This window comes from Pseudomonas sp. IT-93MI4, from assembly GCF_949767635.1.
In the GTDB taxonomy this organism is placed as follows: domain Bacteria; phylum Pseudomonadota; class Gammaproteobacteria; order Pseudomonadales; family Pseudomonadaceae; genus Aquipseudomonas; species Aquipseudomonas putida_A.
Map to the genome: position 1 here is coordinate 346,924 of NZ_CATKPP010000033.1, position 24,626 is coordinate 371,549.

Annotated in this window: 20 protein-coding genes; 10 read left to right on the forward strand and 10 right to left on the reverse strand. The window is 59.9% G+C overall.

Features of this window, described 5'->3' with window-relative positions; all coding sequences use genetic code 11:
• Positions 1 to 13 precede the first annotated feature (13 nt).
• Both ACM6I7_RS16180 and ACM6I7_RS16185 read left to right on the forward strand, forming a co-directional pair.
• The gene (locus tag ACM6I7_RS16180) at positions 14 to 1,075 is read left to right on the forward strand and encodes a calcium/sodium antiporter (protein WP_183784655.1); all 1,062 of its coding nucleotides are present in this window, start codon (positions 14 to 16) and stop codon (positions 1,073 to 1,075) included.
• Positions 1,072 to 1,452 (forward strand): carboxymuconolactone decarboxylase family protein, encoded by a 381-nt coding sequence (locus ACM6I7_RS16185; protein WP_414888867.1) that lies wholly within the window; start codon positions 1,072 to 1,074, stop codon positions 1,450 to 1,452. Before ACM6I7_RS16180 ends, ACM6I7_RS16185 begins: the two co-directional genes overlap by 4 nt.
• A gap of 109 nt (positions 1,453 to 1,561) precedes the next feature.
• Here the strand turns inward: ACM6I7_RS16185 and ACM6I7_RS16190 are convergent, their stop codons facing one another.
• The 5 genes from ACM6I7_RS16190 to kdgD all read right to left on the reverse strand — a co-directional run bounded on the left by ACM6I7_RS16190 (position 1,562) and on the right by kdgD (position 8,168).
• Positions 1,562 to 2,503 carry an AEC family transporter gene (locus tag ACM6I7_RS16190; RefSeq protein WP_414888868.1) on the reverse strand — a complete coding sequence of 314 codons (942 nt, stop codon included), beginning with the start codon at positions 2,501 to 2,503 and terminating at the stop codon, positions 1,562 to 1,564.
• Between the two features lie 159 nt (positions 2,504 to 2,662).
• Entirely contained in the window at positions 2,663 to 4,216 is a 1,554-nt protein-coding gene (garD, locus tag ACM6I7_RS16195; RefSeq protein WP_027610829.1) for a galactarate dehydratase, read from the reverse strand.
• Between the two features lie 11 nt (positions 4,217 to 4,227).
• On the reverse strand, positions 4,228 to 5,592 hold the full coding sequence (locus ACM6I7_RS16200) for an MFS transporter (RefSeq protein WP_027610828.1): 1,365 nt from the start codon (positions 5,590 to 5,592) through the stop codon (positions 4,228 to 4,230).
• Between the two features lie 158 nt (positions 5,593 to 5,750).
• Positions 5,751 to 7,196, reverse strand: coding sequence for an aldehyde dehydrogenase family protein (locus tag ACM6I7_RS16205; RefSeq protein WP_096795340.1), 1,446 nt, complete (start codon positions 7,194 to 7,196; stop codon positions 5,751 to 5,753).
• A gap of 60 nt (positions 7,197 to 7,256) precedes the next feature.
• Entirely contained in the window at positions 7,257 to 8,168 is a 912-nt protein-coding gene (kdgD, locus tag ACM6I7_RS16210) for a 5-dehydro-4-deoxyglucarate dehydratase (RefSeq protein ID WP_011332448.1), read from the reverse strand.
• Between the two features lie 238 nt (positions 8,169 to 8,406).
• On the opposite strand from kdgD, the gene ACM6I7_RS16215 reads away from it, so the two are divergent.
• Together ACM6I7_RS16215 and ACM6I7_RS16220 are read left to right on the forward strand one after the other, a co-directional pair.
• Positions 8,407 to 9,711, forward strand: a complete 1,305-nt coding sequence (locus ACM6I7_RS16215; RefSeq protein ID WP_414888869.1) for a phospholipase — start codon at positions 8,407 to 8,409, stop codon at positions 9,709 to 9,711.
• Between the two features lie 11 nt (positions 9,712 to 9,722).
• Positions 9,723 to 9,911, forward strand: coding sequence for a hypothetical protein (locus ACM6I7_RS16220; protein ID WP_103369615.1), 189 nt, complete (start codon positions 9,723 to 9,725; stop codon positions 9,909 to 9,911).
• A gap of 145 nt (positions 9,912 to 10,056) precedes the next feature.
• Here the strand turns inward: ACM6I7_RS16220 and ACM6I7_RS16225 are convergent, their stop codons facing one another.
• Complete coding sequence (locus tag ACM6I7_RS16225; protein WP_178085273.1) at positions 10,057 to 10,806, reverse strand: FadR/GntR family transcriptional regulator; 750 nt, start codon at positions 10,804 to 10,806, stop codon at positions 10,057 to 10,059.
• Between the two features lie 190 nt (positions 10,807 to 10,996).
• Positions 10,997 to 12,724, reverse strand: a complete 1,728-nt coding sequence (locus ACM6I7_RS16230; protein WP_414888870.1) for an ABC transporter ATP-binding protein/permease — start codon at positions 12,722 to 12,724, stop codon at positions 10,997 to 10,999.
• Positions 12,725 to 12,994: 270 nt separating this feature from the next.
• On the opposite strand from ACM6I7_RS16230, the gene ACM6I7_RS16235 reads away from it, so the two are divergent.
• On the forward strand, positions 12,995 to 13,321 hold the full coding sequence (locus tag ACM6I7_RS16235) for a hypothetical protein (RefSeq protein ID WP_027610821.1): 327 nt from the start codon (positions 12,995 to 12,997) through the stop codon (positions 13,319 to 13,321).
• 70 nt (positions 13,322 to 13,391) lie between these two features.
• Here the strand turns inward: ACM6I7_RS16235 and ACM6I7_RS16240 are convergent, their stop codons facing one another.
• Complete coding sequence (locus ACM6I7_RS16240; protein ID WP_003221630.1) at positions 13,392 to 13,952, reverse strand: response regulator transcription factor; 561 nt, start codon at positions 13,950 to 13,952, stop codon at positions 13,392 to 13,394.
• Positions 13,945 to 15,207 (reverse strand): ATP-binding protein, encoded by a 1,263-nt coding sequence (locus ACM6I7_RS16245; RefSeq protein WP_027610820.1) that lies wholly within the window; start codon positions 15,205 to 15,207, stop codon positions 13,945 to 13,947. Before ACM6I7_RS16245 ends, ACM6I7_RS16240 begins: the two co-directional genes overlap by 8 nt.
• Before the next feature lie 313 nt (positions 15,208 to 15,520).
• On the opposite strand from ACM6I7_RS16245, the gene ACM6I7_RS16250 reads away from it, so the two are divergent.
• Entirely contained in the window at positions 15,521 to 16,240 is a 720-nt protein-coding gene (locus ACM6I7_RS16250; protein WP_027610819.1) for an SIMPL domain-containing protein, read from the forward strand.
• Between the two features lie 169 nt (positions 16,241 to 16,409).
• Here ACM6I7_RS16250 and ACM6I7_RS16255 read toward each other — a convergent pair whose 3' ends face one another.
• On the reverse strand, positions 16,410 to 16,712 hold the full coding sequence (locus tag ACM6I7_RS16255) for a DUF6124 family protein (RefSeq protein WP_414888872.1): 303 nt from the start codon (positions 16,710 to 16,712) through the stop codon (positions 16,410 to 16,412).
• Positions 16,713 to 17,606: 894 nt separating this feature from the next.
• On the opposite strand from ACM6I7_RS16255, the gene ACM6I7_RS16260 reads away from it, so the two are divergent.
• The 4 genes from ACM6I7_RS16260 (at position 17,607) to ACM6I7_RS16275 (ending at position 24,591) form a co-directional block, all read left to right on the forward strand.
• Positions 17,607 to 19,208, forward strand: coding sequence for an ABC transporter substrate-binding protein (locus ACM6I7_RS16260; protein ID WP_414888873.1), 1,602 nt, complete (start codon positions 17,607 to 17,609; stop codon positions 19,206 to 19,208).
• 260 nt (positions 19,209 to 19,468) lie between these two features.
• Complete coding sequence (locus tag ACM6I7_RS16265; RefSeq protein ID WP_414888874.1) at positions 19,469 to 21,094, forward strand: ABC transporter substrate-binding protein; 1,626 nt, start codon at positions 19,469 to 19,471, stop codon at positions 21,092 to 21,094.
• Positions 21,095 to 21,395: 301 nt separating this feature from the next.
• Positions 21,396 to 22,994: an ABC transporter substrate-binding protein gene (locus ACM6I7_RS16270; protein ID WP_414888875.1), complete on the forward strand. Its 1,599-nt coding sequence runs from the start codon at positions 21,396 to 21,398 to the stop codon at positions 22,992 to 22,994.
• A gap of 175 nt (positions 22,995 to 23,169) precedes the next feature.
• Complete coding sequence (locus ACM6I7_RS16275) at positions 23,170 to 24,591, forward strand: OprD family porin (protein WP_123587278.1); 1,422 nt, start codon at positions 23,170 to 23,172, stop codon at positions 24,589 to 24,591.
• The last annotated feature ends 35 nt before the right edge of the window (positions 24,592 to 24,626 follow it).

Sequence of the window (24,626 nt, forward strand, 5' to 3'; positions counted from 1 at the left end):
ACCGCTGATCAACGTGATCGAGTTGCTCAGCGGCCTGATCCTGCTGATCCTCGGCGCCGAACTGATGGTGCGCGCCGCCGTGCGTCTCGCCGCGCGCCTGCATGTGCGACCGCTGATCATCGGCCTGACCATCGTCGCCCTCGGCAGCAGCGCCCCACAGATGGCGGTCAGCTTGCAAGCGACCCTGGCGCACAACCCCGACATTGCCGTCGGCAGCGTGATCGGCAGCAGCATCTTCAACATCCTCGTGACCCTCGGCCTGTCGGCGCTGATCATTCCGCTGCGGGTGTCGCGGCAACTGGTGCGCTTGGACATTCCGCTGATGATCGGCGCCAGCCTGCTGGTGTTCGTCCTCGCTTGGAATGAACAGATCGGCCGCTTCGACGGCGTGCTGTTGCTCGCGGCATTGACGTTGTATCTGGGCCTGTTGCTGCGCCAGTCGCGGCACTCGGCGCGCCCGCATTCGGAATCGCCACAACCTCCGCAGGTGCCGTGGTTCAGCAGTCTGCTGATGATCGTTGTCGGCCTGGCGCTGTTGGTGTTCGCCGGGCATTTGCTGCTCGGCGCAGCGGTGGCGGTGGCGACCGATCTGGGCTTCTCCGAACGGGTGATCGGCCTGACGGTGGTTGCGGTCGGCACCTCGCTGCCGGAACTCGCCACCTCGCTGATCGCGGCATTGCGCGGACAACGCGATATCGCCGTGGGCAACGTGATTGGCGCCAACCTGTTCAACCTGCTCGGGGTGCTCGGGGTCACTGCGTTGATTGCGCCGACGCCGTTGTCGGTCTCGCCCAACGCGCTGGATTTCGACTTGCCGGTGATGCTCGGCGTCGCCGCGCTGTGCCTGCCGGTGTTCTATTCCGGCTACCGCGTGACCCGCGCCGAAGGTTTGTTGTTGCTCGGTTTGTACGCGGCTTACGGGCTGCACGTGGTGTCGTTCACCACCGGCATGCCGCTGGCCGGCAAACTGGAAAAACTGATGCTGTTCTACGTGCTGCCGACGCTGCTGGCGTTTCTGTTGTTCACGTCCGTACGCGCCTGGCGCCGCCAACACCACAAGAGGGATGTGCCATGACCGATTCGCAGAAAACCGGGGTTGAAATCCGCCGTCAGGTAATGGGCGATGCGTTCGTTGATCGCGCGCTGGGCAATGCCACCGAGTTCACTCAGCCGCTGCAGGATTTCGTCAATGAACACGCTTGGGGCGGGGTGTGGAATCGCGAAGGTCTGCCGCTGAAAACCCGCAGCCTGATCACCCTTGCTGCGCTGACCGCGTTGAAGTGCCCGCAGGAATTGAAGGGCCACGTGCGCGGTGCGCTGAACAACGGCTGCACGGTCGAAGAGATTCGCGAGGCGCTGCTGCATTGCGCAGTGTACGCCGGGGTGCCGGCGGCGATTGATGCGTTTCGTGCGGCGCAGGAAGTGATCGATAACTATCAGAAACCTGAGTGATCGAACTGACGCCTTCGCGAGCAGGCTCGCTCCCACATTGGGAATGCATTTCCCTGTGAGAGCGAGCCTGCTCGCGAAGAGGCCCTGTCAGCCACTGAAGATCTGTCAGTCAGATCCACCCACCCCACTGCAACAGAAAGATCCCGATATTGGTGGTCACCGCCGCCATCAGCGTGGTCATCACGATAATCGCTGCCGCCAGCTCATGATTGCCCTGCGCCGCCCGGGCCATGACGAAACTGGCCGCCGCCGTCGGGCTGCCGAAGTACAGAAACAGAATCCCCAGCTCTGCGCCACGAAAGCCCCACAACCACGCCCCCAGCGTCGCCAGCACCGGCAGGCCGATCATCTTCACCAGACTCGAACTCAGCGCCATGCTGCCGCTCTTGCGCAGCGCCGCCAGTGACAGCGTGCCACCAATGCAGATCAGCGCCAGCGGCAAGGTGGTTTGCGCCAGATACTGGCCGGAGGTTTCCAGCCAGCCCGGCAGGCTGATCTGGAAATAGGCGAACGGCGCGGCGGCAATCACGCTGATGATAAGCGGGTTGCTGAACACGCTTTTGCAAATGCTCCACGGATCGGACTTGATCACCGGGCTGTACACCGCGAGCACGATGGTCGACAGCGTGTTGTAGAACAGGATCACCAGCGCCGCGAGAATCGCCCCGAGGGAAATCCCGTAGTCGCCGTACATGCTCGCCGCCAGCGCCAGACCGATCACCCCGTTGTTGCCGCGAAACGCGCCCTGGGTGTAGATGCCGCGATCTTCACGCGGGCACTTGATGATCGCCCAGCCCCAGGCCAGGGCAAAACTCACCAGCGTCGCGATCGCAAAATAGATCAGCAGCGCCGGTTGCAGTGCGGCGTGCAGATCCGCATGCAGAATCCCGAGAAACAGCAGCGCCGGCATGCTGACGTTGAACACCAGCGCCGAGGCGGTGTGGATGAAGTTGTCGTTGATCCAGTCGATGCGCTTGAGCAACACCCCGAGGAACAACATGGTGAACACCGGCGCGGTGATGTTCAGGGTTTCGAGGAAGATTGCCAGCATGCCGGGGGAGCCTTTGGGTGAGCGTCGTCAGGGCTTAATGATAAGCCACCCGATCCTTTGGCGTCTGTTGGATCGCTTTCGCGAGCAGGCTCGCTCCCACAGGGGAATGCATTTCAAATGTGGGAGCGAGCCTGCTCGCGAAGAACGATGACCGCGGTATCAGGTAATCGGCGCCGGATTGAACAGGGTGATGTCGTTATGCAGCTTGTGCTTCTCCGCCCAGGTCTGCTGCTTGCCACTGGCAACATCCAGGTAGTAGTGGAACAACTCCCAGCCCAACTCCTCGATGGTCGCGCGCCCGGTGGCGATCCGTCCGGCATCGATGTCAATCAGGTCCGGCCAGCGCTGCGCCAATTCCGTACGCGTCGAGACCTTCACCACCGGCGCCATCGCCAAACCATAAGGCGTACCTCGCCCGGTAGTGAACACATGCAGGTTCATTCCCGCTGCCAACTGCAAGGTGCCGCAGACAAAATCGCTCGCCGGCGTGGCGCAGAAAATCAAACCCTTCTGCTTGAAACGCTCGCCCGGGCCGAGCACGCCATTGATCGCGCTGCTGCCGGATTTGACGATCGAACCCAGCGACTTCTCGACAATGTTCGACAACCCACCCTTCTTGTTGCCCGGCGTAGTGTTGGCACTGCGATCCGCTTCGCCCTTGGCCAGATAGCGGTCGTACCAGTCCATCTCACGCACCAGTTCCTGCGCCACGGTTTTGGTTTCGGCACGCGAAGTCAGCAGATAAATCGCATCGCGCACTTCGGTGACTTCGGAAAACATCACCGTCGCCCCTGCGCGCAGCAGCAAGTCCGAGGCATACCCCAGCGCCGGGTTGGCGGTGATGCCGGAGAACGCATCGCTGCCGCCGCACTGCATGCCGAGGATCAGCTCGGAGGCCGGCACGGTTTCGCGGCGGCGCTGGTCGAGCTTCTTCAAACGGACTTCGGCCAGCGCCATGATCTGCTCGATCATCTCGGTGAAACCGTGACTGGAATCCTGCAGGCGATAGAGCCACGGCTCGCTGAGATCGACCGAGGCGTCGTCCTCGTGCATTACCTGCCCGGCCTGCAATTTCTCGCAACCCAGACTGATCACCAACGCCTCGCCACCCAGGTTCGGGTTGCGCGCCAAGTTGCGCACGGTGCGGATCGGGATGTAGGCGTCGGTGGCGGTGATCGCCACGCCGCAGCCGTAACTGTGGGTCAGCGCCACCACGTCATCGACATGCGGATACTTCGGCAGCAACTCGTCCTTGATGCGTTTCACCGCGTGATCGAGCACGCCAGTCACGCACTGCACTGTGGTGGTGATCCCGAGAATATTGCGCGTACCGACGGTGCCGTCGGCGTTGCGATAACCCTCGAACGTGAAGCCTTCCAGCGGGGCCTGCGCGGCCGGCACTTCGGTGGACAGCGGCAGGCTGTCCAGCGGCGGCGCGGTCGGCATGCGCAGTTGATCTTCCTTGACCCAGCTGCCACGCGGGATCGGCTGCAACGCGTAGCCGATGGTCTGGCCGTAGCGAATCACCTGGCCGCCCTCGGGAATGTCCTCGAGGGTGACCTTGTGGCTCTGCGGCACAAAATCCACGGTCACCAGACCGTCCGGGAACTCGGTGCCGGCCGGTACGCCCTGGTCGTTGACCACAATCACTACGTTGTCCCGCTCGTGCAGGCGGATGTAGCGCGGCGAGTCGGAATGTTCAATCAACTGCATGACGCCGCTCCTCAGGAATGCGCTTGAGACAATTTGCCGGTGATTTCAGAACCACCGTTGGTTGGCGGCTCTTTGAGCACCACACGTTTGATCGGGCCGACGATCACCAGGTAGCTGAACACCGCAACCAGTGCGTTGGCACCGACGAACACCAGCGCCCACTTGAACGAACCGGTGGAACTGATGATGTAGCCAATCACGATCGGCGTAGTAATCGAGGCGATGTTGCCGAAGGTATTGAACAGGCCACCGCTCAGACCGGCGATCTGTTTTGGCGAAGTGTCGGACACCACTGCCCAACCGAGCGCGCCCACGCCTTTGCCGAAGAATGCCAAAGCCATGAAGCCAACCACCATCCACTCCACATCAACATAGTTGCAAGCGACGATGCTGCTGGATACCAGCAGACCGGCGATGATCGGTGCCTTGCGGGCAAAGGTCAGCGAGTGTCCCTTGCGCAGCAGGTAATCGGAAATCACCCCGCCAAGCACGCCACCAATGAAACCGCAGATCGCCGGTAACGAGGCGATAAAACCGGCCTTGAGGATGGTCATGCCACGCTCCTGCACCAGGTACACCGGGAACCAGGTCAGGAAGAAATAGGTGATGCCGTTGATGCAGTACTGACCCAGATATACACCGAGCATCATGCGGTTGGTCAGCAACTGACGGATGTAATCCCACTTCGGACCGTCGGATTTTTTGCCTTGCTTGACGTCCATGTCGACCATGCCGCCGTTGTCGGCGATGAACTGCACTTCGGCTTCGTTGGCCAGCGGATGTTGACGCGGGCTGTGGATAACCTTGAGCCAGACCAGCGAGAAGATGATACCGAGGATGCCCATGACGATGAACACGTGCTCCCAGCCGAAGCGATACACGATCCAGCCCATCAGCGGTGCAAACAGCACGGTGGCGAAATATTGCGCCGAGTTGAAGATCGCCGAGGCGGTACCGCGTTCTGCAGTCGGGAACCAGGCCGCGACAATCCGCGCGTTACCGGGGAACGATGGCGCCTCGGCCAGGCCCACCAGAAAGCGCAGCATGAACAGCGCAACGATCGCCGTGGACATGCCGAATTCACCGACAAAGCCTTGCAGCACGGTGAACAGCGACCAGGTGAAAATGCTCAGGGCATAGACTTTTTTCGAGCCGAAGCGATCGAGCAGCCAGCCACCGGGAATCTGCCCGGCAACGTAGGCCCAGCCGAAAGCAGAGAAGATGTAGCCGAGGGTGACCGCGTCGATGCCGAGGTCTTTTTGCAGGCTGGAACCGGCGATGGCGATGGTCGCGCGGTCGGCGTAGTTGATCGTGGTCACCAGGAACAGCATGAGCAGGATCAAATAGCGGACGTGAGTCGGCTTGGACGATTGCATGTAGATGTACTCCCACTGATTATTTTTATGCGCGGGTGAATCTTCTTTGGTGTTGCTTTTGTGGGAGCTGGCTTGCCAGCGATGGTATCACCGCGGTACGAGGACATATCGCGTCGTCCGCATCGCTGGCAAGCCAGCTCCCACAGGTATTGCGTGTATCAGGAACCGATGTAGGCGGTTTTCACCACGGTGTAGAACTCTTGTGCATAGCGCCCTTGCTCACGTGAGCCATAGGATGAACCCTTACGGCCACCGAACGGAACGTGGTAATCGACACCGGCGGTCGGCAGGTTGACCATCACCATCCCGGCCTGCGAATGACGCTTGAAGTGGTTGGCGTACTTCAGCGACGTGGTGGCGATACCAGCCGACAGACCGAACTCGGTGTCGTTGGCCATCGCCAGCGCCGCCTCGTAATCGGCCACACGAACGACGTTGGCCACCGGGCCGAAGATCTCTTCACGGCTGATGCGCATCGACGCTTCGCTGTCGGCAAACAGCGTTGGCGCGAGGAAGTAGCCTTCGGTGTCGCAGGTCACCAGACCACCGCCGCTGACCAGACGTGCACCTTCGGACTGGCCGATGTCGATGTACTTCATGTCCTGCTCAAGCTGCGCCTGGGAAACCACCGGACCGATGTCGGTGCCGGATTTCAGCGCGTGGCCGACCTTGATCGACTGCATGCGCTCGGCCATGGCCTCGACGAATTTGTCGTGAATCCCGGCGGTGACGATCAGGCGGCTCGACGCCGTGCAACGCTGACCGGTGGAGTAGAACGCGCTCTGTACCGACAGCTCGACCGCTTGTTTGAGGTCGGCGTCGTCGAGAATGATCTGCGGGTTCTTGCCGCCCATTTCCAGCTGCACCTTGGCCTGGCGCGACACGCAATTAACGGCGATCTGCCGACCCACGCCCACCGAACCGGTGAAGCTGATGCCATCGACTTTCGGGCTGTTGACCAGCGCCTCGCCAACCACCCGGCCGCTGCCCATCACCAGGTTGAACACACCAGCCGGGAAGCCTGCGCGGGAGATGATTTCCGCCAGCGCCCAGGCACAACCCGGCACCAGATCCGCCGGTTTCAGCACCACGCAGTTGCCGTAGGCCAGCGCCGGGGCGATCTTCCAGGCCGGGATCGCAATCGGGAAGTTCCACGGGGTGATCAGGCCGACCACGCCGAGGGCTTCGCGGGTCACTTCGACGTTGACGCCCGGGCGCACCGACGGCACGTAGTCGCCGGACAGACGCAGACATTCACCGGCGAAGAACTTGAAAATGTTGCCGGCGCGGGTCACTTCGCCGATGGCTTCGGGCAGGGTCTTGCCCTCTTCCCGGGCCAGCAGGGTGCCGAGTTCTTCGCGACGGGCGAGGATTTCCGTGCCGACTTTATCCAGCGCATCGTGACGGGCCTGAATGCCCGAAGTCGACCACGCCGGGAACGCGGCGCGGGCCGCATCGATGGCGGCGTGAACCTGAGTCAGGTCAGCCTTGGCGTAGTCGCCGATGGTGTCGCTCAACTCGGACGGATTGATGTTCGCCGAGTAATCGGCACCGGCGACCCATTCACCGTTGATGTAGTTGTCGTAACGCTTGGAATCAGCCACAGAAAATTCTCCTCTCTACGCAAAAGCCGCTGATTGCTCAGCGGCCTTGTGGGTCGGTGTTTATTGCGCGCCTTGCTTGTCGATCAGCGCAGCGAGCATTTCGTACTCTTCGCCGGTCAGGTCGGTCAGCGGCGCCCGCACCGGGCCTGCGTCATAGCCGGCGATCTTGGCGCCTGCCTTGACGATGCTCACGGCATAACCGGCTTTGCGGTTGCGGATGTCGAGGTACGGCAGGAAGAAGTCGTCGATGATCTTGCCGACGGTGGCGTGATCTTCGCGAGCAATCGCGTGGTAGAAATCCATCGCGGTTTTCGGGATGAAGTTGAACACCGCCGAGGAGTAAACCGGGACGCCCAAAGCCTTGTAGGCAGCGGCGTAGACTTCGGCGGTCGGCAAGCCACCGAGGTAGCTGAAGCGATCACCGAGGCGGCGACGGATCGACACCATCAACTCGATATCGCCCAGACCGTCCTTGTAGCCGATCAGGTTTGGGCAACGCTCGGCCAGACGTTCCAGCAGTGGCGCGGTCAGGCGGCAGACGTTGCGGTTGTAGACCACCACGCCGATGTTCACCGATTTGCACACCGCTTCAACGTGGGCGGCAACGCCGTCCTGGCTGGCCTCGGTCAGATAGTGCGGCAGCAGCAACAGGCCTTTGGCGCCCAGGCGCTCGGCTTCTTGGGCGTACTCGATGGCTTGACGGGTCGAGCCGCCGACACCGGCCAGAATCGGCACGCTGCTGGCGCAGGTGTCGACGGCAGTCTTGATGATTTCCGAGTATTCGCTGGCTGCCAGGGAGAAGAACTCACCGGTGCCGCCGGCGGCGAACAGTGCCGACGCGCCGTACGGGGCCAGCCATTCCAGACGTTTGATGTAGCCAGCGCGGTTGAAATCGCCCTGGGCATTGAAATCGGTGACCGGGAACGACAGCAGACCGGCGGAGAGGATGGACTTCAGTTCTTGTGGATTCATTTTTCGAACACCCTGGGTAGCAACATTTTTTTGTGAGTTTTATGGTTCAGCCAGCGCTGAAGTTGTAGGTCATCGTACAACTTAAAAGATAACCGTCAACTGCATTTCATCGTTGCCCCGCACTTTTTGTCGGACAAGATTCCTTCTTGACGTAGGAAAAATCTGGTCTAGGCTCGATTTAACTGTATATACATACAGCTAAAAATAAATCCACCGACGACATATCAAGGAGCCAGAAATGTCCGGACTGCATGCAAAACCACAGGAAAGACCCACACTGGTCATCGCCCGATTCGAAGATCTTTTCACTGTAAACGGCATCCACTTCAGCACCGACAATCCGCGTCTGCTGCTGCACATCGCCGACGCCCACAGCGATGTCGAACCGGCCATCGCCCTCCCCGGCAAAGCGTTGAACATTCGACCGCCACTGCGCTTTGAAGGCGCTGAACACACGGCCATCGGCGACAACACCCTGCTGCGCTTCAGCGAAACCGCCGAACCGATCCGCGCGCAAACCAAGCCCTTGCACTTGCCCAATGGCCTCGCACTGACCTACGGCCAGGTGGTGGCGCTGGCTGGAGATTTCTACGGCGTGGTCGATCGACCGATCAACGAAGGCGCGACCCCGGCTGATCGCCTGAACCGTTTCAATGCCGCCTTCGACTCTCTCGCCGTGCTGCCGGCCTCCCGCGCCGAAGCCACACAGATTCTCGCGGTCATGCAAAAAGAGATCGACGCGGTTAAGCAGGCGATCAAGGACGGCAAAGCACCGCACCAAGCCTACGACGCGCTCGGAGATACGTTGTCCGAAGAGTGGAACAAGATCACCGGCGGCGGCAGTTTTGTCTCCGCGCTGTTCCCGCTTGGGCGTTATCTGAAACTGGCGGCGAACAACGCCGACCACTTCGGCGAATGGGCCAGACTGGCCTACATCGCCGGCCACACCGCCGCCCTGCAAACCGCCGTCGCGGCCCGCGCCACTCACGATGAACAACGATTGGAACGGGCCTACGCGATGAACGCGTTTGCCGACCACTTCCTCACTGACCTGTTCTCTGCCGGCCATCTGCGGGTGCCGCGCAAGGAGATGGCGGCGGTGGTCACGCCGAGCGATCTCGGCTCGCTGGTGACCCGTTTCATGCACGACGAGGACAGCAAATTCGGCCTCAAAGTGCGCAACGTCCATGGCGATCAATGGCGCGCCTACGGCGACAAACGCTACTTCGAGGCCAGCGATGCGGACAACCGCACCCAGGTCAATCTGGCGGTGCAAGCTTCAGCGGACGAAATCTTTGCTGCCTACCTCAGCGGCAACGTGCCCGCCCCTTCGACGTTTGCCGCACTGCAACGCCTGCCGGATCTGACGGCGGTGCTGAATCTTTCGAATAACTTCGCGCCGCTGTTCCGCGTCGAAGGCGGCAAGGTGCTGCGGCGCAAAGATGTGAACAACCTCAACGACACCGCCACCGTCGACGACTGGTGGGGCTGGAGCACGTACCTGCTGCTCAAGGATTACCACCCGACGGGCAACGTCAATTAAGGAGAATGAGCATGACGATCAAATTGAAACTGGAACTGGCGTCGGGGCAGCCGCTTAAAGGCGCGCCGCTGGAGTTGCTGGCCGATGGCAAGCCGATTGCGCGGGGTATTGTGGATCAATCAGGCGAGGTGGCGTTTGCTGCCAAGCCGGGTAAAGCGAAACTGGCGGTGAGGGTGGATCGCTCGATATTGCCGCGCTGAATTCACGGGCCCCTTCGCGAGCAAGCCCGCTCCCACAATGGATCTCGGCTGAACTCAAAATCCGGGCTTACCGAAAATCCAGGGTGGGAGCGGGCTTGCTCGCGAAAGCGGTAGATCAGTCAACATATGAATCAAACCTGCAAACTCATCCCCGCTGCGCCTGCGCCTCTTCATGGGCCTGGCGCAGTCTTTCGCGGCTGTTGGTCAAGTGCAGACGCATTGCCGCTCGCGCCGCATCGGAATCCTGACGGGCAATCGCATCGTAGATTTCCTCGTGCTCGCGGCTCAGGCGGTTCATGTAGTGCTGCTGATCATCATGGGCCAGACGCGCCGAATTCAGCCGCGTACGCGGAATGATGCTGGTGCCCAAGTGGGTCATGATGTCGGTGAAGTAGCGGTTGCCGGTGGACAGGGCGATTTCCAGGTGGAAGGCGAAGTCCGAGGCCACCGCATCGCTGGCGTGGGCGACGCTGTCGTTCAGCGCATCGAGGGCGGCGCGCATGGTCGCCAGTTGTTCGGGACTGCGGCGTTGCGCGGCGAGGCCGGCGGACTCCACTTCCAGGCTGATGCGCAATTCGAGAATCGCCAGCACGTCACGCAGGGTGACGACCGTGGCCGGGTCGATGCGAAAACCGCTGGGGCTCGGCGTGTCGAGCACGAAGGTGCCGATGCCGTGGCGGGTTTCCACCTGGCCGGCGGCCTGCAAACGGGAGATCGCCTCGCGCACCACGGTGCGGCTGACGCCGTGCTCCTGCATGATCGCCGACTCGGTGGGCAATTTGTCGCCGCGCTTGAGCAGACCGTCGCGGATCTGCTCGGTCAGCACCGTCACCAGCTCCTGAGCCAGGCTGCGGCGCTTGCGTGGGAGGCGTGGAGTGTCGATCGGGTTTTCCATGGTCAACGTCTGGTCTCGAAAATTCGGCTTGGTGGGCATCATAGCGCAGGCGGGTTGTACGATCACATCCCGCCTCACAATACCCCATGTGGGAGCGGGCTTGCTCGCGAAGGCGGTGTGTCAGGCAACCGATTTGTCGACTGAATGGACGCCTTCGCGAGCAAGCCCGCTCCCACGGGGGTTGTGGTGATCAAGCGGTCACGGCCTGCTCCACCAGATGCCCGCTGTCGATCCGCACATGTCTAGGGTGGAAACGCTTCAGGCTGCTGCGGTGGCCGACGCTGACGATGCTCAGGCCCGGCAACTGATCGATCAGCGCCTGATACAACGTTGCCTCATCCTCTTCATCCATCGCCGACGTCGCTTCGTCCATGTACAGCCATTGCGGTGCGTAAAGCATGGCGCGGGCGAAAGCCAGGCGTTGCTGCTCACCCGGCGACAGCATGCGCTGCCAGTGATTGGCTTCATCGAGACGCGCGACCAGATGCGGCAGTCGGCAAGTTTCCAGCACCTCGGCGTAGCGCTCCGGCGCATAGGTATCGCCCGGTTGTGGATAACTCAAGGCCTCGCGCAAGGTGCCGATCGGCAGATACGGTTTCTGCGGCAGGAACAGGTAGCGCGCCGCTGGCAGCCGGATGTTGCCGTGGCCCGCCGGCCACAGATGCCCCATCGCTCGCAGCAATGTCGACTTGCCGCTGCCGGATCGGCCGCTGAGCATCACCCGCTCGCCCGGCTCCACCGTCATGTCGGCATTGGTCAGCAGGTGACGACCATCAGCCAAGTCCAGACCGAGATTGTGCACTTTGAGTTCGCTGCCCTGATTCTGCACATCGATGGCCGGGGTGCGCTGTTCGTTATCGGTCATGGCCTGACGGAAACTCAGCAGACGATCACAGGTGGCACGCCAGGACGCGAGGCTTTGATAAGCACTGATGAACCAGCTGAAACTCTCCTGGACGTTGCCGAATGCCGAGCTGATCTGCATCAGCTCACCCAGTTCGATCTTGCCGGCGAGGTAACGCGGCGACGCAACGATAAACGGGAAAATGATCGCAGCCTGGCTGTAACCGGCAGTGAAAAATGTCAGGCGCTTGGACACTTTCATGATGTCCCAGAAGTTATGCCAGACCATGCCGAAACGGTTGCTCAAGCGACGGTTCTCATTCGGTTCGCCGTTATACAACGCGATGCTTTCGGCATTCTCGCGAATCCGCACCATGGAAAAACGCAGGTCGGCTTCGAAGCGTTGTTGTTGGTTATTCAGGCCGATCAGGCGACGACCGATCAAATGCGTCAGCCAGCTGCCCACCACGGCGTAGACCAGCACGCACCAGAACATGTAGCCGGGAATGGTGATGCCATAGACTTCGATGCTGCCCGACACGCCCCACAAAATGATCGAGAACGACACCAGGCTGACGATATTGCGCAGCAGGCCGATCCCCAGTTCAAGGGTGTTGGAGGTGAAGTTATTGAGGTCTTCGGAAATCCGCTGGTCCGGGTTATCGGTGTAACCACCCTGCTCCAGCTGGTAGTAATTCTTGTCGGCGAGCCAACGGGAGAAATGCTTTTCGGTGAGCCACGCCCGCCAGCGAATCGTCAGCATCTGGGTCAGATAAAGCCGGTACACGGCACCGACAATCGCCACCGCTGCAATCCCGCAGAAATACAGAATCAAGCGCCAGAACGCCGCCTCATCTTTCTTTTGCAGCGCGTTGTAGAAATCCTTGTACCAGGTGTTGAACCACACCGAGATACCCACACTCAGCAGCGAGAGTGCGATCACCGCAATCAGCAACGTCCAGGCCTTGCCCTTCTCTTCGCTGCGCCAGTAAGGCGTGATGATCGCCCACACCTTGCGAAAAAACTGCCCGCGCACAGCATCGTTGACCGCGGAATATTCAGCGTTCTGATTCATGGAAAAGGCTCGATAAAGAAAAGAACAGACACGCACCGATCATAGTTGATCGGTTCGTTTTATCGCCAGAGTGGGACTGGCTCATTCAGGGATTGTTCAGATTGATGGGGGTTTCAGTATCGCAGCGAGCGCACGTACCGTTCATCGGGACTGTCAGAGTTGACAGTAGAGGGGGGCGATTCAGGCTGATCAACTGGGCTGGCCTCCTGCAAGGAATTCGCTGTGAATCAGGAGAGCAGGTTACCCCTCTGACAACGAAAGGAATTGGTCATGAACAAAGAAGAAAACCCGCTTAATGCTCCAACCAGCGATTCGATCAAGAATGGCAAACTGTCTATCAGTGAGGTGAGTGATTCGGGGATTACAGTCAAATTCAGTTCCGATAACCCCAAGGTTGATATCCATCTTGCCTGGATCGGATATGCCTCCGAAAAGAAATCCGAACAGAAAGGCGGTAAAAACAACGAGCTCATTCTCCCGGTATCAAAAGCTACCGTGAAAAGCTGGTTGGGGCTGGATCTCTACGCGCAATGCGAAGCGACTCTGGGTGGAAAAAAATACTCATCGCCAAAAATGTTCTTCACGGTCGTAGCTTGAACCCAGGCGCTACCCGAATGCAGGGTAGCGCCTGTTTCATTCAATCCAGCTCATTTGGCCAGAAAACCTTTCAACGACGAACCGGGCGCTTCTGCAGTTTGCGCTGCAGGGTGCGGCGGTGCATGCCCAGGGCACGGGCAGTCGCAGAGATGTTGCCTTCGTGTTCGGTCAGCACGCGCTGGATGTGTTCCCACTGCAGGCGATCGACCGACATCGGGTTTTCCGGCACCAGACTGTCGAGGTCGGCGTGCTCGGAGAGCAGCGCGGCCAGTACGTCATCGGCGTCGGCCGGTTTGCACAGGTAGTTGCAGGCGCCGCGCTTGATCGCTTCGACCGCGGTGGCAATGCTCGAATAACCGGTGAGGATCACCACGCGCATTTCCGGGTCCAGCTCCAGCAGCTTGGGCAGCAGCACCAGGCCGGAGTCGCCGTCCATTTTCAGGTCCAGCGCGGCGTAGTCCGGCAGGTCAGCCTGGGCGATGGTCAGGCCTTCTTCGGCGGAACCTGCGGTGCTGACGCGAAAGCCACGACGAGCCATGGCACGGGCCATTACTCGGGTGAACGTTGCGTCGTCGTCGACCAGCAGCAAATGCGGCAGTTCTTCGCCTTCGACTTGGATTTCGTCACTCATGTTGGTCTCCTCGGGCGCCGTGGGGCAGGCGCAGCTCGGTGAGCGTGCCGCCTTCCTCATGACTATAGAGTTTCACTGAGCCGCCGGCGCGTGTCACGCTGGCCTTGCTCAAAAACAGGCCCAGGCCGAAACCTTTGCCCTTGGTGGTAAAAAACGGTTTGCCGATCTGCTCGGCGATGGCCAGCGGCACACCGGCGCCGTGGTCACGAATGCTGATGGTCACGGTTTCCGCATCCCAGTCCAGCGTCACCTGAAGGTTTTCCGGGCAGGCGTCGGCGGCGTTGTTCAGCAGATTGAGCAGCGCCTGGGTCAGGTCCGGCGGCGGTGCCATGCGCGGCACGGTGCCTTGGCCGAGACGCTGGAAGCGATAACTGGCTTCCGGACGCATCAGGTGCCAGCGGTTCAGCGCTTCGTCGAGCCATTGGGTGACGTCCTGCATCTCCACGGCCATACGGCGGTTGGCTTCGGCGGCACGCACCAGTTGCTGCAGGGTTTCTTTGCAGAGTTTGACCTGATCCTGCAGCACCTTCAGATCGTCTTGCAGCATCGCGTCGGGGTGATCCTGCTGCATCTCCTTGAGCAGTACGCTCATGGTCGCCAGCGGCGTGCCGAGTTCATGCGCGGCGCCGGCCGCCTGAGTGGCGACGGCGAGCAATTGCTGATCGCGCAAGCCTTCTTCACGACGAATCGCGCGCAATTCTTCCTGACGACGCAGCTCTTCCGCCATGCGCGCAGCGAAAAACGTGATGACCGCAGCGGCCAGCGCGAAGCTCAGCCACATGCCGTAGATCTGCAGGTTCTCGCGGGCCACCGGCAGGGTTTCCAGCGGATAGAAACGCGTGAGCATCACGGTGTACAGCGCCAGCGCGATACCCGACAGAATCACCGAATAACGCCACGGCAGCGTCACCGCCGCGATGGTCAGCGGCACCAGGTAGTAGGAAACGAACGGGTTGGTCGAACCGCCGGAAAAATACAGCAGCGCACTGTGGATCACCAGATCGCAGGCCAGTTGCAGGGCGTATTCGAGCTCGGTCACCGGCCATGAAGTGCGCAGGCGCACGGCGGTGAACACGCACAGCAGAATCGAGCAGCCGAGGGTCATCGCCAGTTGCACCCACGGCAACGGCAGCAGTTGCAGCCAGTAGGCCAGGCCTACAGAACCGGCCTGCGCGGCGAGCACCAGGGTGCGAATGAAGGTCAGCCGCCAGAGGTTCTGGCGAGTGGCGGAAGTCAGTTGTACGGGGGCGAGCATGAGCTCTCCTGATGAGCGCTCCAGGCGGATCGCACGGAGTATAACCAAGCCGCGCCTTTGAGAGGCGAAAGTGCGGCAAATGACCACATGGCGAAAACATTTTCGGAGGCTATAAGGGCGCCTTCGCGAGCAGTCTCGCTCCCACAGAGGAATGCATTTCAAAAGTGGGAGCGAGCCTGCTCGCGAATGGCCGCGCAGCGGCTCGCTGCATCTGTATAGAAGTTGTAACTGGGCGAACCGGATCGCAGAAGCTAGAGTCTGATGGTTTCACGCAGGGACGAACCAACACCTGCGCATTATTCAAGGAGCCTTCATGCACACCTTTCGCCGCAGCGCCGCCCTTCTCGCCCTGACCGTCGGCAGCATCGCCAGCCTTCCGGCGCTGGCCGCCGATGAGCTGCACTACAACCAGATTTCCCTGCGCGCCGAAGTCAGCCAGGAAGTGGCCCGCGACCTGATGATCGTGACGCTCTACACCGAAGCGCAAAACACCGACCCGGCCAAACTCGCCGCGGACGTCAGCACCACCATGAACAAGGCACTCGCACAGGCCAAGCAAGTCAAAGACATCACCCTGCGCCAGGGCAGCCGCAACAGCTACCCGATCTACGACACCAAAGGCCAGAAGATCACCGGCTGGCGTGAACGCGCCGAACTGCGCCTGGAAAGCGCCGACTTCGCCGCCCTGTCCAAACTCACCGGCGAACTGCTGACCGACCTGAAAATGGGCGGCATGGACTTCGCCATCGCCGAGCCGACCCGCAAGGCCAGCGAGGACAAGTTGCTGAAAGAAGCCGTCAGCGCCTTCAAGGCCCGCGCGCAACTGGCCACTGACGCACTGGGCGGCAAGGGGTACAAAATCGTCAACCTGAACCTCAACAGCAACGGTTATCCACAACCGTACATGCGCGCCCCGATGATGATGAAAGCCGCCGGCATGGCGGATTCGGCACCGGTCACACCAGAAGTTGAAGCCGGCACCAGCCAGGTCAGCCTGACCGCCGATGGCTCGATCGAAGTGCTGATGCAGTGAATTGATGTGGGCTGAATGAGAAACCGGCGATCAGTGAATGATCGCCGGTTTTTTTGTGCCTGGATTTTGTGGTGAATGTTCCGCCGCCATCGCGAGCAGGCTCACTCCTACAATTTGGAATGCGTTCCCTGTAGGAGTGAGCCTGCTCGCGATGAACGATAACGCGGTCTCAGGTCTGCGGAATCGCCAGCGCCGTATTGCGCTGCGGGCGACTGAGCTGATCGGCGAAATCGCTGGCCATGATGTTGGCCGAGGCCAGGGACTCGCAGGCGTGGGCCAGCAGACTTTCCGTGTCGATGCCCGGATGGACGAGGAACATCGAACTGGGCGGACGCGGTTTTGTGGCTTCGGGGCTGAGGTAGAAGTCGAGGGCGCGCTTGATCGCTTCGCGGTTTTTCGCGAGGTCTTCGGCGTGGAGGGCTTCGGTGAGTGGGGTTGTTTCTGGGGGTGGATCGGGGACAGGCTTGGACATTGATAGCGTTCCTAATCAAAAGCCATTCACTCGCCGTTTCTCACGCGGCGGAGTGGTGGCAGCAATGTGCGGGGTGAGAAACCGGTAGGAACAAGCCCGGCCGGACCGAAGCCCGCCCGCACACAGCCGCCATAGAACATTGCAGCAGCAGAAATGCTGGCGGCAATTATGGTGGTACTGATTGTGGATTAACAGTTCCTGCGGGTTCTCACACCCGATCGCTGAGTTTTCAGCGACAGTTCAAGGCTAGAGAGCTGGCGTCCGAGGGACAACCTGAAAACCTTGTGGGAAGGTTCTGGTTATTTGAAACGACTTTAAACAAGCCAATTTTATCAGGTGACTGGACGGGCCTCTTCGCGAGCAAGCCCGCTCCCACAGTGGATGGCGTGCAGGCCGTTAGAGATTGGTCGGCTGTCAGGCCGCCATCACTTAGCCAGTCGCCGCACCCGCTTTTCACCACTCAACACGATGAGCGTTAGCTCGAGTACCGCTTTTGATCTTGATCCACGGGCGACGTCGGAAGGCTGAGTGGAGGGATTGATCCGGGGGTGGGAGCGCAGCGACCGTTTGGCGCAGCCAAACACAGCGAGAGGAGGTGCAGCGAAGCAAACCGGAGGCGCTGCGCCCGGATCGATCCCGGAGCGAAGGAACCCCGAGCCCCAGCGAGCGGGCCGAACGCAGGAGCAAGCCTTTTTGGTTACTTTTTCGGCGTCTGGAAAAAGTGACCCGCCGTAAGGGCGGAACCCCAAGCCGCCGTTACCGCAGCAACGGATATGCACCCAAAAGCCCCAGATATACCGAGATAGACACCCCAACAAGAAAAACGATATTTCCGAACACACCCAAATCCCCGCTAACCTGAAAAAACAACCACCTCCAAATCCCGGGGACTCCATGGAAAGATTCACCCTAAAACCACTACTAATCACCCTCGCACTAACCGCCATAGCCCCGATCGCCAACGCCGCCACAACCCTGGTCTACTGCTCCGAAGCCAGCCCGGCAGGCTTCGACCCCAGCCAATACACCAGCGGCACCGACTTCGACGCCTCCGCCGAAACCGTCTTCAACCGCCTCACCCAATTCCAGCGCGGCGGCACCGACATCGAACCCGGCCTGGCGACAAAATGGGACGTCTCCAGCGACGGCCTGCAATACACCTTCCACCTACGGCAAGGCGTGAAATTCCACACCACGGAATATTTCACCCCGACCCGCGACTTCAACGCCGACGACGTACTGTTCACCTTCCAGCGCCTGCTCGACCCCGACAACGCCTTTCGCAAGGCCTACCCCGCCGAGTCCCCGTACTTCACCGACATGGGCCTGAACACCACGATCAAATCGGTAGAAAAAATCGACGATCAGACCGTGCGCTTCAACCTCAACAACGTCGACGCCGCGTTCGTGCAAAACCTCGCCATGAGCTTCGCCTCGGTGCAATCGGCCGAATACGCCGCGCAACTGCTAAAGGAAGGCAAAGCCGCCGACCTCAACCAGAAACCGGTGGGCACCGGCCCGTTCGTATTCAAGCGCTACCAGAAAGACTCGCAGATCCGCTACGCCGCCAACCCGGCCTACTGGAAACCGGAAGACGTGAAGATCGACAACCTGATCTTTTCGATCACCCCCGACGCCGCCGTACGCCTGCAGAAACTCAAGGCCGGCGAATGCCAGGTCAGCGGCTACCCGCGCCCGGCCGACATCGAAGTGATGCAACAAGACCCGAACCTGCGCGTGCTCAAGCAGCCCGGTTTCAACCTCGGCTTCCTCGCCTACAACACCACTCACCCGCCATTGGACCAGCTCAAGGTCCGTCAGGCACTGGACATGGCCATCGACAAACCGGCGATCATCAAAGCGGTTTACCAGAGTGCCGGCCAACTGGCGCAGAACGCCTTGCCGCCGGCGCAATGGTCGTATGACCCGAACATCAAGGACGCACCATACAACCCGGCGAAAGCCAAGGCGCTACTCAAGGAAGCCGGGGTTGCGCCGGGTACCACCATCAACCTGTGGGCGATGACGGTGCAGCGCGCCTCAAACCCGAATGCACGCATGTCGGCGCAGATGATCCAGCAGGATTGGGAGAAAATCGGCATCAAGGCCAACATCGTCAGCTACGAATGGGGCGAGTACATCAAGCGTGCGAAAAATGGCGAACACGACGCGATGATCTATGGTTGGACAGGTGACAACGGCGACCCGGACAACTGGCTCGGCGTGCTCTACAGCTGCGCCGCGGTCAAGGGCAGCAACTACGCCAAGTGGTGCGACCCGGCCTACGACAAACTGGTGCAGCAGGCCAAGGTGACCACCGACAAGGCGCAACGGGTAAAACTGTATCAACAGGCGCAACTGATCCTTAAACAGCAGGTGCCGATCACCCCGATCGCCAACTCCACGGTGTTCCAGCCACTGCGCAAGGAAGTGACCGACTTCAAGATCAGTCCGTTTGGCCTTACGCCCTTCTACGGCGTGGGTATAAATAAGTAACACCGAGCCCCAATGCGGCGCGCACAACGTGACCGGCGCACCGTTTTGGGGCTTCGTTTGCACCGTAAAATCCACCCGCAAACGGTCAAATGCGTCAAAAGTTATACAGATGCGACATTAAGGTACGTACGTGCCACCGTTTAACGCTCGCTCACACTCTGGATCTTGCATTGGGTATGGCCCCTGCATAAGTATCCGCAGGCACGACTCACGAGGTCGTACCTCAATATTAAAAAATGACAACAAATCATGAGGCCAACATGCTTAAACACGCGGTCATTCCGTTTTTAGTCGGCGCAGGCTTGTTAGCCTCCGCACCTTTCGCATCCGCTGCGACTAACCTGGTGTTCTGCTCCGAAGGGAGCCCGGCCGGTTTTGATCCAGGCCAGTACACCACCGGAACCGACTTCGACGCCTCAGCCGAAACCATGTTCAACCGTCTGAGCCAGTTCGAGCGTGGCGGCACCGCCGTTATCCCGGGCCTGGCCACCAGCTGGGACATTTCCCCGGACGGCCTGACTTACACCTTCCGCCTGCGTGAAGGCGTCAAGTTCCACACCACCCCGTATTTCAAGCCGACTCGTGAGTTCAACGCCGACGACGTGCTGTTCACCTTCAATCGCATGATTAACAAGGATGACCCGTTCCGTAAGGCGTACCCGACCGAATTCCCGTACTTCACCGACATGGGGATGGACACCAACATCACCAAGATCGATAAAGTCGACGACCACACCGTCAAGTTCACACTGAAAGAAGTCGACGCCGCGTTCATCCAGAACATGGCCATGAGCTTCGCCTCGATCCAGTCCGCCGAGTACGCAGCCCAGCTGCTCAAGGAAGGCAAGGCTGCCGACATCAACCAGAAGCCGATCGGCACTGGTCCGTTCGTGTTCAAGAGCTACCAGAAAGACTCGAACATCCGCTACACCGGCAACAAGGATTACTGGAAGCCTGAGGACGTGAAGATCGACAACCTGATCTTCGCCATCACCACCGACCCGTCGGTACGTATCCAGAAACTGAAAAAGAACGAGTGCCAGGTCACTCTGTTCCCGCGTCCGGCGGATCTCGCGGCGCTGAAGGCCGACAAAACCCTGAAGATGCCTGACCAGGCCGGTTTCAACCTGGGCTACATCGCCTACAACGTGATGGACAAGGTCAAGGGCAGCAACGAGGCTAACCCGCTGGCTGACCTGCGCGTACGTCAGGCGCTGGACATGGCGGTGAACAAGCCGCAGATCATCGATTCGGTTTACCAGGGCGCCGGCCAGCTGGCCGTCAACGCCATGCCACCGACCCAGTGGTCCTACGACACCACCATCAAGGACGCCAAGTACGATCCTGAGAAAGCCAAACAGCTGCTCAAGGAAGCTGGCGTCAAGGAAGGTACCGAGATCGTGCTGTGGGCGATGCCGGTGCAGCGTCCGTACAACCCGAACGCCAAGCTGATGGCTGAAATGCTCCAGTCCGACTGGAAGAAGATCGGCCTGAACGTGAAGATCACCAGCTACGAGTGGGGCGAGTACATCAAGCGTTCCAAAGGTGGCGAGAACCAGGCCATGATCATTGGCTGGAGCGGTGACAATGGTGACCCGGACAACTGGCTGAACGTGCTGTTCGGCTGCGACTCGCTCAGCGGCAACAACTTCTCCAAGTGGTGCGACAAGAAGTTCGACGGTCTCGTCAAGGAAGCCAAGCGCACGACCGACCAGGCCAAGCGCACTGAACTGTACAAACAGGCGCAACACGTCCTCAAAGATGCAGTCCCAATGACACCTATCGCTCACTCGACGGTGTATCAACCCATGCGCGCCAACGTGCAGGACTTCAAGATCAGCCCATTCGGCTTGAACTCCTTCTACGGCGTCAGCGTCAGCAACTAAGCCATTGCAAGGGCGACGTTCATGACGTCGCCCTTGCTTTAGCTGCCGGGAAGTCAGGAATTTGCCTACAGCCAATTCCGCTGCGGATGACTGCAGTGGCATAGGACGTGTCGACTTTTCCTACGAGTTTTCAGGCAATTACGCATTTACTGCCAGACCCACGGCCCCTACCGTCGGGTTCTGACCAGTTTCTGCGTGGGCCACCGGCTTGCCGTACGCACTGGATTGAGCTCAATGCCACCTCAGCGTCCCTGGACGGGACCGCGGTGCATTGAACAACACTACAAAAAGAGGGAGCGTCATGCGCCATACCTTGATTTTTTCCGCATTGCTGGGCGCCGGCCTGTTGGCCGCCACGTCCGCCAGTTACGCCGCCAGCAACAGCCTGGTGTTCTGCTCCGAAGGCAGCCCGGCGGGTTTTGATACCGCGCAATACACGACGGCCACCGATAACGATGCCGCCGAGCCGCTGTACAACCGCCTGGTCGAGTTTGAAAAAGGCGCGACCAACGTCGTACCGGGACTGGCAACCAAGTGGGATATTTCCGAGGATGGTCTCAAGTACACCTTTCACCTGCGTGAAGGTGTGAAATTTCATACAACGCCGTACTTCAAACCGACGCGCGATTTCAACGCCGACGACGTGCTGTTCACGTTTAACCGCATGCTCGATCCGCAACAGCCATTCCGTAAGGCTTATCCGACCGAATTCCCGTATTTCAACGGGATGAGCCTGAACAAGAACATTGCCAAGGTCGAAAAGACCGGGCCGCTGACCGTGGAGTTCACGCTCAACAGCGTCGACGCCGCGTTCATCCAGAACATCGCCATGAGCTTCGCTGCCATCCTGTCCGCCGAATACGCCGACAAGCTGCTGGCCGAAGGCAAGCCGAGCGACATCAACCAGAAGCCGGTCGGCACCGGGCCGTTCGTGTTCAAGAGCTATCAGAAAGACTCGAATATCCGTTACACCGGTAACGAGCACTACTGGGACCCGAGCCGGGTCAAGCTGAAGAACCTGATCTTCGCGATCAACACCGACGCTTCGGTACGCGTGCAGAAGCTCAAGGCCGGCGAATGCCAGATCACCCTGCATCCACGCCCTGCCGATGTCGAAGCACTGAAGGTCGACCCGAAACTGCAGCTGATTTCCAAGCCGGGCTTCAACCTCGGCTACATCGCCTACAACGTGCGCCACAAGCCCTTCGACCAGCTCGAAGTACGTCAGGCGCTGGACATGGCGGTGAATAAACAGGGGATTCTCAACGCTGTTTATCAAGGCGCCGGGCAACTGGCGGTCAACGCCATGCCACCGACCCAGTGGTCCTACGACGACAGCATCAAAGACGCCGCCTACAACCCGGAAAAAGCCCGCGAGCTGCTCAAGGCTGCCGGCGTGAAAGAAGGCACCGAGATCACCCTGTGGGCGATGCCGGTACAGCGTCCATACAACCCGAACGCCAAACTGATGGCCGAAATGCTCCAGGCAGACTGGGCGAAAATCGGTCTGAAAGTGAAGATCGTCAGCTACGAATGGGGCGAGTACATCAAGCGCACCAAGAATGGCGAGCACGATATCAGCCTGATCGGCTGGACCGGCGACAACGGGGACCCGGACAACTGGCTGGGCACCCTGTACAGCTGCGACGCCATTGGCGGCAACAACTATTCCATGTGGTGCGATCCGGCGTACGACAAGCTGATCAAAGAGGCCAAGGTCATCACCGATCGCGACCAGCGCACCACGCTCTACAAACAGGCGCAGCAGTTGCTCAAGCAGCAAGTGCCGATCACGCCTGTCGCCCACTCGACGGTCAACCAGCCGTTAAGCGCCCGGGTTGAAGGCTTCAAGGTCAGCCCCTTCGGTCGCAATGTGTTTTCAGGCGTCAGTATCGATTAACCCAACCGATTAGCCGCAACGCTGAGGGGACTGTCTATCCCCTCACGCAAGCGCTTTGCCGAAATTCGCCGATCCGGCATTTTGCAAACGTTTGCGATGTGTGAAATGAGTTCTAAACCAATAACCGGCCCACCCAAAAAAGCCGGCATAAAAAGAAAGTAAAGGAGCTTCACCCATGAAACTGAGCAGCACCGCGATACTGGCCCTGGCCATCAGCAGCATCACCGCTACGGCGTACGCAGAACCTGCAAGTCAGGAATTCGTACCGACCACCCTGGCCGGTAGCAGCGCCCAAAGCGAGGCTAAGGGCTTTATCGAAGGACAAAGTCTGGGCGGCACTACGCGCAACTGGTACGCCAACGAACTGAAGCGTCGGGATGACCGCTTCAGCTATGTGAAGAACAGCGACAAGAACACTTCGCCAGTGGTGAAAACGCCAACCCCGCGTCGTATCAACTGGGTTCAAGGCACCATCGTCAACTACACCTCGGGCTTCACCCAAGGCACCGTTGGCGTGAGCACTGAAGTCGCCGCCTACAACGCCATCGTTCTGGACCGTGACCGCAAGGACATCGCCGGCGGCTCCAACCGCACCCTGGCGCACTCCGACGGCGACGCTGTTGACCAGTGGAGCAAACTGGGTCTGGCCAACGTCAAGTTCCGTGTTTCCAACACCACGCTGACTGCGGGTCGTCAAAACTTCAGCACCCCGATCGTCGACGTCATCGGCAACCGTCCGCTGCCTTCGAGCTTTGAAGGGATCAGCCTGCACAGCGAAGAACTGAACAACCTGTCGTTCGATCTGGCCGGTTTTGACCGTGTTTCGCCACGTACCGAGCAGAGCCTGTCGAAGTTCCGCACCGAGTACTCGGCCACTGGCGTTGAAACCGACAAGGTTTACACCGCTGGCGTGAACTACCAGCCTCTGAAGAGCCTGAAAACCAGTCTCTACGTAGCCAACGTCGAAGACTTCTGGAACCAGTACTACTTCGGCGGCACCCACGAATTGGGTGATAGCCAGGTACTAAGCCTGACCACCGGTCTGAACTACTACAAGACCGTCGACGAAGGCAAAAAGTTGATGGGCAACATCGACAACGACACCTACTCGCTGTCGTTCGGCCTGACTCACCAGGCCCACAGCCTGACCTTCTCCTACCAGCAAGTGAACGGTAACGAGTACTTCGACTACCTGCACGAAACCAACGGCATCTACCTGGCCAACTCCCTGCTGTCGGACTTCAACGGCCCGAACGAGAAATCCTTCCAGATCGCCTACGGCATCAACATGGCCGAATACGGCGTGCCAGGCCTGAAGTTCAACATCTACCAGGCTCGCGGCTGGGGTATCGACGGTACTCACTACACCGGCACCGCCTACACCGATCCGGGCGCCAAGCGCGGCGACCTGAGCCTGATGGATGGCGAAAGCCACTACGAATACGGTGTCGGTGCTTCCTACGCCGTGCAGAGCGGCCCGCTCAAGGCCACCGCAATTCGCGCGACTTACACCACTCACCGCGCGAGCGAGCACCAGGCTGACGGCAACATCAACGAGTTCCGTCTCGTGACCACCATCCCGTTCAACATCCTGTAAAAACCGCCAACCGACGGCTGACTCATGACGAGTCG